Raw genomic sequence first — 13,379 nt, forward strand, 5'->3', positions numbered from 1 at the left:
TTTTTTGAGTAGTATAATTGTTGCACACTAATATAATATCCTTTTATTTACGCCCTTTATTGATCGAAGTTAGTTCTAGCCAGGCATCCGGAAGCCCTGGCGAACTTACCTGCAGTTTAATGTTTCCTGCTTTATCCGAGCTTTTCACAATCACCATTGCACGTCCGTTCCAGGGCTTTCTAGTATTAGAAGTATAAGGTGTAATGTCTTTAAGATCTGCGTTATCTGTTGCGGCGATAGTTGCTGCTCCCGATAATTTAAAAGTTAGGCTATGGTTTGCATCAGGCCTGATATTACCCTGCTTGTCTACTATTTCTACTGTAACAAAAGAAAGGTCCTGCCCATTTGCGTAAAGCCTTTTTCTATCAGCCTTTAACCTTATCTGTGCAGCTTGACCGCTGGTACTTAAAATAACAGCTTCTTTTTCCTGGCCATTTAGTATTCCAACAGCTTTTAATTGGCCTTGCTGATAGGCCAGGGGAAAGGTTGCTTTAAATTGTTGTTTTACGGTTGTTGTTTTTTCTCCAATCAGCTTGTTATTCAGATACAGCCGTACAGCAGGGTATTTACTGTAAACTTCTACCTGTATTTCCTTGCCCTCGCAGCCTGGCCAGGTCCAGCTTTCCCACGATGGCCAAACCGACCACATGGTTTCTTTAATTACACCATTAGCCGGATTCGGCTCTTTTACTGCCATATAAATTTTCTCGTTGTCATTGTATAACATACTTCGGTAGTGCGAAATTGGCTTCCTCCAGCCGGTTAGGTCAATGTCGCCGCAATAGGCACCATGCCATGGAAATAAATCACGTTCCCAATGTTGTCCTTCCAGTTCGCCGGGATAATAATAACGCCCAATTCCGGATTCGCCAAGGTAGTCCATTGCAGTCCAGACAAAGTCGCCGATGATATAATTGTTTTGCTGTACCAGCTCCCAGTTGGTAAAAGCATCTCTCGAATAGGATTCCGTTTGTACAATTATACGTGAGGGTATCCGCGTATGGTCTGCAGCTGCATGGTGCAACTGGTAGTTATATCCGGCCACATCGTGGGCTGCCATTAGCGGATCGAACATTTCCCAGTCTTTATCCCAGGTGGTCATCGCCGAAGTTACTGGCCTGGTCTGATCATGTTTCTTTATATAGGACGATAGTAGTTTAGCTGTTTCAACTGCTTTGGCTTCCTTTCGCTCAATAATCTCGTTGCCAATGCTCCACATAATGATGGCGGGGTGGTTGCGATCGCGTTTAACCATTGCCGCAATATCGCGTTCAGACCAATCGTTAAAATATAAAGCATAGTCATATTTGTTTTTTCCGGTGCGCCATCCGTCAAACGCTTCATCAATAACCAATAGACCAAGCTTATCGCAGGCATCTAAAAAAGCCGGCGAGGGTGGATTATGGGAAGTACGTACAGCGTTAAAACCTGCTGCTTTCAACAGCTCAGCCTTTCTTTCCTCAGCGCGGTCAAAGGCTGCCGCACCCAGACTTCCATTGTCGTGGTGCACACAGCCACCATTTAGCTTTATTGTTTTGCCGTTCAGCTCAAATCCTTTCGTTGGACTGAATTTTATAGATCGGATACCAAAATTTTGTATTTCTTTGTCTAATAGCTTTTTATTATCCTTAATCTCAACTATTGCGTAATACAGGTTTGGTGCTTTTATATCCCACAAAAGCGGATTATTCAGTGCTAAATTTTCGGTTATGCTGTTGGAACTGCGGGGCTGCAATTTAACCTGTATGGTTTTGGTTGCGGCTTTGCGGTGGCTTTTATCAAAAACTGAGATGGATACTGCCACGTTTTTAGGTTGGTCGGTATCGTTATTTAGCTTAGCCTCAACCCGAACAATAGCTTTACTGGCACTTACCGTTGGCGTAGTTACAAAAATACCCCATTGATCGAAATGTACAGGATCTTTGCTCATGAGCCATACGTGGCGGTAAATCCCCGATCCGCTATACCAGCGCGAATTTTTTTGTTGCGCGTTATCTACGCGAACCGCTATGGTATTTTTAGTGCCGTATTTCAAATATGGGCTCAGATCGTAGGTAAATGAAGAATATCCGTAAGGGTAAACACCAAGCGATTTGCCATTTATAAAAACCTCAGCATTCATGTAAACTCCTTCAAAATAAATAGATACCTTTTTATTTTTCCAGTTCGCTGGTATAGAGAAGGCTTTTCTGTACCAACCTATGCCTGCCGGAAAGTATCCACCATCATTACCCATTGGGTTTTTTGCATCTATTCTGCCCTCAATGCTCCAGTCGTGAGGCAAATCGCGCGCGCGCCAGTTTCGGTCATCAAATTCAGGTGTACTGAAGTTATCTGATTTATCTGCCAAATTAAATTTCCATCCATAATCAAACAGCTCCTTATTGCCATTAAATGCTTGTTGTGCACTTGATTTTAGTGCAATAAGCATCAACAAGACGGTTACAGCTGAATAATAAAAACCTGGATAAGCATATTTTTTCATTGTAGAATGGATTTAGACCTGGTTAAAGCATGAAGATATAAATAATAAACGTTATATGAACGTTTAAAATTTAAAATACAATTTTACTGTTTAAAGCAAGTGATCTGATGGTTAATGAATTATAGTTGATTTATCTGTAAAAGGGTAATAATACCTCGAAAAGGGTATTTGTATTGGATAGATTACAGCCTATAGCGTGTTGATGTTTTTAAGAGAGAGAGGAGAAGTTCTGAACCAGTGATGAGTAGATCGGTGTTTAAAATTTAGTGTTTTTTGAGCCGAATAAAAAAATCTATTCGGCCCTTTAAACTTAAAACCGCCTTTCTCGGCCTTTGTTACGAAGTAATTCGATCAAAATACCGAAACCAGAAAGTAGTGAGAATACGCCGATGATTAGGTTGGTTCTGTCATCCATGAAGTTTTTAGTTTAGGTTTTCAAGATATAAACTTCAAATGACATTAAGAAGACATTTGATGAAAAAAAGTAAAAAAATAATTTGAAATCAATTTTGACTTTAGCTATGTAGATTATTAGGCGCTAACCTGGGCTCGAATTATCAGATTTTAAAAACCATTATTTGATCGAAAAGGTTTCTTTGATAAGCCGTTTCGGTTTAATGGCAATTTAATATTTGGTTTAAGCAAAAGAGTATGAGTTTACAGGCGTACAATCAAAAACGGGATTTTAAAAAGACTACTGAACCTAAGGCGGGGATAAGTAAAGACAGTAAAAGGTTGATGTTTGTGGTGCAAAAGCACGATGCTTCCAGGCTCCATTACGATTTCCGTTTGGAGATGGGCGGTGTTTTGAAAAGCTGGGCAGTACCTAAAGGCCCCTCGCTGGATCCTAAGATTAAACACCTGGCCATGATGGTAGAAGATCATCCTTTCGATTACCGCAATTTTGAAGGGATTATACCGAAAGGAGAATATGGTGGCGGAACTGTGATTGTTTGGGATCAGGGCTGGTACGAAACCATAACCGATATTAAAGGGAAGAAAGCACAGGAGAATAATTTGCTTAAAGAGCTGGCTAAAGGTTCGGTTAAAGTGCGTTTGCACGGCCAGAAATTAAACGGGGAGTTTGCGCTGGTAAAAACCAAAGGCATGGGCGAGCATGCCTGGCTGCTGATTAAGCATGATGACGAATATGCTTCTAAAAAGGATATTACTAAGCTGGATGAATCTGTACTGTCGGGGAAAACCCTGGCAGTAATGGAAGAAACGAGTGAAAAAGTATGGAAATCGGGGAAGGAGCAAAAGCTGAGTACTGATAAATTAGCTAAAGTTGTTAAGAATAAAAAAGATAAGGATTTGGATGAAGGGCAGGATGTGGCACTTGATGTTGCCAAGCTGCTTCGAAATGCACCTAAATTGGCTATGCTGAAAAACGTAAAACCCATGCTGGCCACTTTGGTTGATAGCGCTTTTGATGATGAAGACTGGCAATACGAAGTGAAGTGGGATGGTTACCGGGCGCTTGCTTTTTTGAACAAACATGATGTAGAGCTGCTTTCGAGAAATAAAAAATCATTTAACGAAAAATTCTATCCCATATACGAGACGCTGAAATCGTTGAAGCTCAATGCAGTTTTAGATGGAGAGGTACTGGTATTGAATGATAAGGGCGTTTCGAACTTTGGCCAGCTTCAAAACTGGAGGAACGAAACCGATGGAACGCTGATTTATTGTGTTTTTGATATTTTGTGGTACAAAGGCAAAGACCTTACCGCACTTACTTTAGTAGAACGGCAGGCCATATTGAAGGAGATATTGCCTAAAACTAATGATCGTATCCGTCTTTCTAAAGTATTTGATACCAGTGGAATTGAGTTTTTTAAGGCTGCCGAAAAGATAGGGCTGGAGGGAATTATGGCCAAACGTAAATCTTCTGTTTACAGCCTAAACAACCGGTCTAAAGACTGGCTCAAAATAAAAATCAACAAAAGACAGGAGGTGATTATTGCAGGTTTTACCAAAAACAAAGATACTTCCAAATCTTTCAGCTCGCTTATACTGGCCGTGTACAAAAAAGGAAAACTAAGCTTTGCCGGCAAGGTAGGTACAGGATTTTCAGATCAGCAACAAAAACAGATGATGAAAATGTTCGAGCCCTACATTAGCAAAAAGAGTCCGTTCGAAGTTGTTCCGGATGTAAATAAGCGTTCGAGATTTCAACGCATGCAGCCTGATGCAGAAATTACCTGGATGAAAGCTGAACTGGTTGCTGAGGTTGAATTTATCGAAATCACCAGTGAAGGTGTGTTCAGGCATCCCTCATTCAAGGGCATGCGCGAAGATAAAAAGGCTAGAGAAGTAATAAGAGAAAAAGCAGGACCTACTGAAGAGATTATTGAGCTAGATGATAATAAAAAATTAGTGAATAAAGAGGTATCAAAAATGGATTCAAGCGAATTGTTGAATGCTAAAGGAGATAGACAGGAAATTAAAATAAAAGGGAAAACCCTCGAGTTTAATCACCTTTCTAAAGTTTACTGGCCTGGTGAGGGGATAACCAAGCGCGATTTGCTGAATTATTATGCCGATGTTGCCGAATACATGTTGCCATATTTAAAAGATAGGCCACAATCGTTAAACCGTTTTCCGGGCGGCATAAAAGGCAAGCCATTTTACCAGAAAGATGTTAAAGACAAGGCACCCGATTGGGCTAAAACTTTTCCTTACTCAACCGGCGATGGAGAAAAAAAGGAATATCTGCTAGGTAACGATCTGGCAACGCTTTTATGGATGGTATCGTTAGGTTGTATTGAAATCAATCCCTGGTTTTCGCGGGCTAAAAAGCCCGATTATCCTGATTATTGTGTGATTGATCTCGATCCCGATCAACAGGATTTTGATCAGGTAATTGTTGCAGCGTTGCAGGTAAAGGAAGTGCTTGATGCTATTGACGTTCCCAGTTTTCCTAAAACCTCCGGATCGACAGGCATTCACATCTATATTCCGATGGGAGCGAAGTACACCTATGAGCAAACCCAGCTTTTTGCCCGCATTGTTGTAGAGGCTGTTCATGCTGCTTTGCCCGAATTTACGACACTTGAGCGTAGTATTGCCGCCAGGAAAGGGAAAATGTATCTCGATTTTTTGCAAAACCGCCCAGGCGCGACTATTGCTGGCCCGTATTCGGTAAGGCCAAAGCCTGGTGCAACTGTTTCTACGCCATTAGCATGGGATGAGGTAAAGCCAGGCTTGAAGATGAAAGATTTTAGCATTTTTAATACCATGGCTAGATTAAAGGAAAAAGGCGATCTTTTTAAAGGTGTGCTCGGCAAAGGGATCGATCTGAAAAAAGCCATTCAAAAAGCTAAGCAGCAATTTCAGTAGTTTTTCCTATCGGTCTTCTGCACCTCCTAACGCTATCGGTTGGTGTCCACACCGACCGACACAGATGGCCCTGGTGCGTCATGCTGAACTTGTTTCAGCATCTCTTCATCCTTAAATAGAGCCATTAAAACGGGAGGTCCTGAAACAAGTTCAGGAGGACGATCGTTAATCTGTAGCTAATCCACAACTCAAAACAATCGGCTTCGCCTGTGCGTCATGCTGAATTTCTGCCGGGTCGGATGTTTTAGCAACCGAAACCGATGCAGATAATCTGTAGCTAATCCACAACTCAAAACAATCGGCTTTGCCTGACTGTTAGTATTGAAGCTTAAAATATAATTATGAGATCGATCTGGAAAGGTTCAATTGGATTTGGGCTGGTTAATATCCCCGTTAAGTTATTTTCTGGTGTGCAAAACAGTCATTTAGATTTAGATATGCTGGATGAGCGCGACCATGAAAAAATCAGGTTTTTACGCGTTAACGAAAAAACAAATAAAGAGGTGCCCTTTGATAAAATTGTGAAAGGTTACTTCTTGAAAGACCGCTACATTGTTTTAGATAAACATGATTTGGAAGAAGCAGCCCCGAGAAAACGAAGATTATTGAACTCGAGAATTTCGTCGATATCCAGGATATTAATCCTATATATTACGAAACTTCTTATTATACAGAACCTGAAAAGCAGGGTAAAAAAGCATACGCCTTACTTTTAAAAGCATTGGTGAAATCGAAAAAAGCAGGAGTAGCCCGTTTTGTATTGCGCAATACCGAAAATCTCTGCGTTATACACCCAATGGAAAATGTTATCGTGGTTACCAAAATCCGGTTTCAGCAAGAAATCAGAAGCTTATCTGAAATTAATAAGGTAGAGGACATCAATATCACTAAGAAAGAGATGGATGTTGGACTGGCCTTAATTAAACAGTACAGTTCGGCATTTGATTTAGGTGCATTTAAAGACGAGTATAGCGACGAACTGCTTAAAATTATTAAAGCCAAGGCCAAAGGTAAGCGGGCTACAGTAAAGAAAATGAAACCACAAAAGGCAGTTAGCGATGATCTTTACGAGCAGTTAATGGAAAGCTTAGGAGCAAAAAAAGGAGCTTAAGACTAAATGCATGGAGATGCAATTTGGTGAGACCAGCTCCCTGTAAACATTTGTAGCCTACCATAAAGGCAGGCTACAATATATTAAGATTGCTATCAGGTTTCAGGCTGGCTAATTAACCAAACTTGCGTACCCGGTAAATTAACGATAACATAAAATAGCGACCAAGGCGGTTTACCTGCCTGTCGACAATTACGTTATCAAATACATCTCTCGAAATGCCCGAATTCTGATCAAAAAGATCAAATCCTTCTACACGGATAGCTGCCATATCGTTTTTCATAAATTTGTACTCCATCGACAGACGTAACAGGGTAGGATTGCGAACGGCTCCGTTATCGAATCCATTATTAATCTGCTTGCTGAAATCGTAACCCAGGGTAAGATCTTTAAAGAAATAGTTACGGCCTTCAATGCCATACTCAAAGCGGTTCGATTGTCGGTTGCTCAAAGTTGTGTTGGTGTAGCTGGTTAGGTTTTGAGAATAAGAGGTTTCTATCTCGAAATTGGTAATGTCCTTCAGGTCTACCCTGAACTCCAGTTCTTGTCGCCACGAAATGTTTTTCGCTTCAATCCTGCTATTGTCGGTAAAAGAAATGTTGTTGTTCAATTGTCCCGAACCCGAATACCCGATGGTAAACTTCCGTTCAGCCGATAGCGGTTTACTGATGTTGTAATCACCTTGTATAGTGTAGTAGCCATCGGTATTGGTGTAGCTTGTTAACTGATTTACTGTACCGGGTACACGCGCTTTGGTGGTTACAATTTTGTCGTCAGTTCGTTCATATCTGAAATTAGCCAGAATCACTTTACCTGCACTCCAGTCGGCCAGTTTGTAGTGGGCGTTAACGCTGTGTACAAATTCCGGTTTCAAATCGGGGTTTCCGGTAATTTCATTCTGCAGGTTCGAGTTATCGGTAATTGGTTGTAACTGCAGAAAACCTGGTTGGTTATTTCTGCCCCAATAATTTACATCAAGCGACTGCTGATTTGAGAATTTATAAGAAAATCTACCCGATGGGATCAGGTTAAAAGTGCGGTTCTCGGTTTTAACATTATGGCTCAGGTTCTGTCCGGTTAAAACAGCCGGCTGGGCATTAATCCCAACGGTATAATTCAACTTTTCGCCAATGTAACGGTAGTTCATACCTACTTTGTTGGTTACAAACTGATAATCATAAATATTGCTTAGCTGTGGGTTGAAAACCTGACTACCAGCCATTACATCGTATGTTTCTTTTGCATTGTTGGTCGAAGTACGGTTCCAGCTGTAGTTAAGCTCGATAAAAGTTTTATGCCATAAAGGCTCCATGTACGATGCGCCAACATTTAAACCGAAGTTATTGTTATCCTGATTGTTTAATTGGTTTTGGATTAACGAATCGGTTTTACTGCCATGCATATTAATGTACTGGTTGTACCCATTTCTGTTATTGCCCCCGTTAGAGTAGTTAATGTTACTCCAGCTGCTCAGGTTACGCCCTTTTTTCGCAAACTTGTGGTTATAAAAAATATTTGCCTTGGCACTAAAACTATTCGAACTGTTTGCATTGGTCGATTCGCGGCGCGTAAATAATGTATCCTGTGTAACCAACGATCCACCCGTACTGTTACCTATGCCTGTATTATAGTTAAAGTTTGGCGAAATCTTCAGGTAGTTCATCGTATCGATTTTATACTCGAGGTTACCGCCCATCCAGTGACTATAGTTATCGCTCTTATTGTTGTTTTGTGCATCTTCGAGGCGATTGATGTTTTGCCCGGCATCTTGTAAAATGTTCTGCGTGTAAGTGGTGCTGATGGTATTATTGCGGTCGTTGTTAAAGTTATAACCGGCATCAAGCGAAAGTTTAGGGCTAAACTCATTTTTGAAGTTTAAGCCAACTGCGTTTCTGGTCGTTACTCCATCGCCACCCCCGCCACGCATATTGGCATTGGCCGAGGTCGCATCAAACGAAAGTTGTCTTTCGCCTTTCATACTGTTACCTCTAATGCTGGTGTTGTAGCGATCGGCATTACCCACACCTGCTGAAGCACGGGCAAAATAGCCCTTCTTTTTATCTTCCTGGATGGTTAGGTTCAGGATTTTCTCGGGTTCGCCGGTTTTAATGCCGGTTAATTTAGCCTGATCACCATAGTCATCAATAAATTGCAGGTTTTTAATAATATCAGCCGGCAGGTTTTTAATCGCAGTTGCCACATCCGTGCCGAAGAAATCCTTTCCATTAACCCGTATTTTGGTTATGGGCGCACCCTGACTCGTTACATTACCATCTTTATCTACTTTTACGCCGGGCAGCTTTTTAAGTACTTCGTCTACAGCATCACCTTCTCTCACCGGAAAGGCTTTGGCATTAAAACTCACCGTATCTTCTGTTACTTTTACTGGGGGAACACCCGATATCACTACGGCATCGAGCGTATTGGAAGATGGCTTTAGTTTAATGTTTTCGATAGTAAGGCTATTTCCCTTTTCAATCAGATACTGTTTGGTAAAAGTATCATAACCAATAAAGGCAGCCGATAAGGTAAACTGTTTGGATTTAATTTTGGCAATGATAAAGGTGCCATCCGGATTGGCTGAGATGCCAACACTATCGGTTTTCGATTTAATTCTAACTACAGCTCCGGGTAAAGGCTGGCCGGCGGTATCGAGCACGATGCCCTTAACAGAATAATTTTGGGCAAAGCTGTTTAAGCAAAATCCTGCAAGCAGGAGCAGCAGCCAGGCCGACTTAATAAAAAACTTCATAATACATTTGTGTGCTATAAAGGTACACTACAGGCTTTTAAAAGCTGTGGCGCGTAATCAACATGTTACCGATTGTTCTGTAAAGGATATGTGATAAAGTAAGATGTGATGCACAGGAGTAGAGGATCGTCATTGCGAGGTGCCTTTTTCAGCCGTTCCTCCTCGCAATGACGATTTTCTTTTTTTAGGCTTTTCGAATAAGCTACACGCCCTTTATTTATTGGTTATAACGGTCATTTTAACATTGGCGCTATTTTCGCTTCTGTCGCCGGTTGCAATAATGGTGTAAATCTTTCCGTTTTCGATTTTTACCTTTTCAAGGCTATTGATCACCTGGTTATTTCCGGTTTCGCGTAAGTCGAAGTCAACTTCGGCAGCTACCGCCATGTTTTCGAAATTGGTAGCGCTTTTATAAGCCAGATTACTAAATACAGGCTGTTTTCCACGCACGTTTAAATCAAGCCCCTTTGCGCCCTGACTTAAGTTAACAAAACGGATTTTTCCACTGTCTTTTATGGGCACGTTAAGGTTATCTTCGGTTAAAACCAGCGTGGGCGCGCTTGCTGTACCGCAAATAAATACCGAATAATTGCGACCTGCGGTAAGGGTAAAATCGGCACTGGCAAGCGTAGCCGACGAAACTGTGTTGCTTACCTTAACTGTTAATTTTCCTTCAGGTACTTCGCTGTAGTCGCTGTGGAGCAAGGCATCCAGGCTCGCTTTTTTAATCCCATTAACGTAGAAGTCGAATTTGCCAGTAAGATCGAGACCGTTGTTGAACGATAGGGTAGCGGTTGTAGCTACAGGTTGATCAGTTTTGCTGTCCTTTTTGCAGGCAACAAGACTAAGGGCTAGTAGGCTTATAGCCATGACGTACTTCAAATAATTTACTGTTTTTTTCATAATAGAGATAGGGATTTTGTTTCGCCATAGAAACGGGCCCTGGGATCTTTTTGCGACAAGGAATCAGATTGGATTGGTTTCTGGGTGCTTTAGTTGCTGATAATCTTTGGTTTAAATTTTATCTGCTAAAGGCTTAAATGGAGTTATTAGCAGAGTTGAGGGTTTATCATCTATTTTTCTTCAAACTTTTACCAAAGGGTTTATGCGAATGTGTACAGGCAGAGGCACTTCCATAAGGTAATAGATTTTAACTATTTGCACATAGAATTATGTGATTGTGATTATTGACAGGAATCCCTTAATTTTATATCAGTTCATAAATTTAAACTAACAAATCATAATATTAAAGATGGAAAAAGACCCGAACGATATCAGCAAATGCCCGTTCCATAACGGCAGCATGAAAAACAATGTAGGTGGTGGCGGTACCAGAAATAACGATTGGTGGCCAAAGCAGTTAAAACTTAATATTCTCCGTCAGAATTCAGCTTTATCAAATCCCTCTGATCCTGATTTTAATTACGCCGAGGCTTTTAAAAGCTTAGATCTGGAAGCTGTGAAAAGTGATCTGCATACTTTGATGACTGATTCGCAGGATTGGTGGCCTGCAGATTTCGGTCACTATGGTGGTTTATTTATCCGTATGGCCTGGCATAGCGCAGGTACTTACCGTGTGGGTGATGGTAGAGGTGGTGCAGGAGCCGGATTACAGCGTTTTGCACCTTTAAACAGCTGGCCTGATAATGTGAGCTTAGATAAGGCGCGTCGGTTACTTTGGCCAATTAAACAAAAGTATGGTAATAAAATTTCATGGGCCGATTTAATGATTCTCGCCGGCAATATTGCTTTAGAATCAATGGGCTTTAAAACCTTTGGCTTTGCCGGAGGTCGCGAAGATGCCTGGGAAGCTGACGAATCGGTTTACTGGGGTGCAGAAACAACCTGGTTAGGCGGCGATTTACGCTATGCACATGGCTCTGATGGTGCCGATAAAGCACATGGCGTAGTGGTAACCGACGATGATGCCGATGGTGATATCCATTCGCGTAATTTAGAAAAACCACTGGCTGCAGTACAAATGGGCTTGATTTATGTAAATCCCGAAGGACCAGATGGCAATCCTGATCCAATCGCAGCAGCCAAAGATATTCGCGATACTTTTGGTCGCATGGCCATGAACGACGAAGAAACTGTTGCTTTAATTGCAGGTGGACATACTTTTGGTAAAACCCATGGTGCAGCCTCTGCCGATCATGTGGGTAAAGAACCTGAAGCAGCTGATATTGCCAGTCAGGGTTTTGGCTGGAGCAGTAGTTTCGGATCGGGTAAAGGTGCAGATGCCATTACCAGCGGATTGGAAGTAACCTGGACAACCACGCCAACCAAATGGAGCAATAATTTCTTCGAAAACTTATTTAGATACGAGTGGGAATTAACCAAGAGCCCGGCAGGTGCACACCAGTGGGTAGCTAAAAATGCAGAAGCCATTATACCTGATGCTTATGATAGTGCAAAGAAACATTTGCCAACCATGTTAACCACCGATCTTTCTTTAAGGTTCGATCCGGCTTACGAAAAAATATCAAGAGGCTTCTTAGAAAATCCTGATGCTTTTGCTGATGCTTTTGCACGAGCATGGTATAAGCTTACACACCGCGATATGGGACCGCGCGAGCGCTATCTTGGTGCCGATGTGCCACAGGAAGAATTGCTTTGGCAAGATCCGATACCGGCAGTAAATCACACTTTGGTTAACGAAAGTGACGTTACCGCACTAAAATCTAAAATTTTGGCTTCAGGCCTTACTACCTCGGAATTGGTTGGTACTGCCTGGGCTTCAGCAGCCACTTTCAGGGGTTCCGATAAACGCGGTGGCGCTAATGGCGCTCGCATAAGATTGGCACCACAAAAAGATTGGAAGGTAAATAATCCGGTCCAGTTACAAAAAGTATTGGGCGTTTTGGAGAACATTCAGCAAGATTTTAATGCTGGTCAAACAGATAATAAAAAGGTTTCTCTGGCCGATTTAATTGTACTGGCTGGCAATGCAGGAGTAGAGCGTGCCACAAACGGCGTAATTGTTCCGTTCGTTGCAGGCCGTATGGATGCCTCACAAGAGCAAACAGACATAGAATCGTTTGGCTATTTAGAACCGGCTGCCGATGGTTTCCGTAACTACCGCAATCCAAGAGTACCTGTGGCTACAGAAGAGCTGTTGATTGATAAAGCGCATTTGTTAACTTTAACTTCGCCCGAATTAACCGTGCTAGTTGGTGGTTTGCGTGTGCTCGATATCAACTTTGATGGTTCTAAGCATGGTGTATTTACTCAAAATCCTGGTCAGCTAAGCAACGATTTCTTTGTGAACCTGTTGGATATGAATACGGCCTGGAAAGCCACTTCTGAGGATAGAGAACTATATATTGGTAGCAGCCGCAAAAGCGGACAACCCAAATGGACAGCTACCCGTGCCGACTTGGTATTTGGCTCAAATGCAGAACTAAGGGCAATTGCCGAAGTTTATGCCAGCACTGATGGGCAACAGAAATTAGTTAAAGACTTTGTAGCCGCCTGGACCAAAGTGATGAATTTAGATCGTTTTGATCTGGCTTAACAGTTTTTAATTAGTCGTAAATACCGAAGGATTGCTGCATGCGGCAATCCTTTTTTTATGTATACGATTAGGTACTACTTACTTCATTGTCATCCTGAGCCTGTCGAAGGACTTTTTAAGCAGTATTAGTTTATTTTTCTTCACCATATAAGGCAGGTAAGTTTCATATAAG

General features: G+C 41.7%; 5 protein-coding genes and 1 pseudogene. 3 read left to right on the forward strand and 3 right to left on the reverse strand.

Annotated elements, in window-relative coordinates; all coding sequences use genetic code 11:
- Positions 1-43: 43 nt before the first annotated feature.
- A complete protein-coding gene (locus tag G7074_RS21875) occupies positions 44-2,485 on the reverse strand; it encodes a glycoside hydrolase family 2 TIM barrel-domain containing protein (RefSeq protein ID WP_166211375.1) in 2,442 nt (813 codons plus the stop codon).
- Between the two features lie 651 nt (positions 2,486-3,136).
- Between G7074_RS21875 and ligD the strand changes: the two genes are divergently transcribed.
- Together ligD and G7074_RS21885 are read left to right on the forward strand one after the other, a co-directional pair.
- Positions 3,137-5,827, forward strand: coding sequence for a DNA ligase D (ligD, locus tag G7074_RS21880; protein WP_166211377.1), 2,691 nt, complete (start codon positions 3,137-3,139; stop codon positions 5,825-5,827).
- A 341-nt stretch (positions 5,828-6,168) separates the two neighbouring features.
- Positions 6,169-6,938: pseudogene (locus tag G7074_RS21885) on the forward strand (Ku protein).
- Positions 6,939-7,053: 115 nt separating this feature from the next.
- Here the strand turns inward: G7074_RS21885 and G7074_RS21890 are convergent.
- Both G7074_RS21890 and G7074_RS21895 read right to left on the reverse strand, forming a co-directional pair.
- Positions 7,054-9,690, reverse strand: a complete 2,637-nt coding sequence (locus tag G7074_RS21890; RefSeq protein ID WP_166211380.1) for a TonB-dependent receptor — start codon at positions 9,688-9,690, stop codon at positions 7,054-7,056.
- Positions 9,691-9,903: 213 nt separating this feature from the next.
- A complete protein-coding gene (locus tag G7074_RS21895) occupies positions 9,904-10,593 on the reverse strand; it encodes a DUF4397 domain-containing protein (protein WP_166211383.1) in 690 nt (229 codons plus the stop codon).
- Positions 10,594-10,942: 349 nt separating this feature from the next.
- Between G7074_RS21895 and katG the strand changes: the two genes are divergently transcribed.
- The gene (gene katG, locus G7074_RS21900; protein ID WP_166211386.1) at positions 10,943-13,207 is read left to right on the forward strand and encodes a catalase/peroxidase HPI; all 2,265 of its coding nucleotides are present in this window, start codon (positions 10,943-10,945) and stop codon (positions 13,205-13,207) included.
- Positions 13,208-13,379 lie beyond the last annotated feature (172 nt).

Origin of the sequence: Pedobacter sp. HDW13, from assembly GCF_011303555.1 — a bacterium.
Lineage (GTDB): Bacteria > Bacteroidota > Bacteroidia > Sphingobacteriales > Sphingobacteriaceae > Pedobacter.

Coding starts and splice junctions, on each gene's coding strand:
- G7074_RS21890 (WP_166211380.1), bottom strand. CDS start 9,690: ATGAAGTTTTTTATTAAGTCGGCCTGGCTGCTGCTCCTGCTTGCAGGA.
- katG (WP_166211386.1), top strand. CDS start 10,943: ATGGAAAAAGACCCGAACGATATCAGCAAATGCCCGTTCCATAACGGC.
- ligD (WP_166211377.1), top strand. CDS start 3,137: ATGAGTTTACAGGCGTACAATCAAAAACGGGATTTTAAAAAGACTACT.
- G7074_RS21875 (WP_166211375.1), bottom strand. CDS start 2,485: ATGAAAAAATATGCTTATCCAGGTTTTTATTATTCAGCTGTAACCGTC.
- G7074_RS21895 (WP_166211383.1), bottom strand. CDS start 10,593: ATGAAAAAAACAGTAAATTATTTGAAGTACGTCATGGCTATAAGCCTA.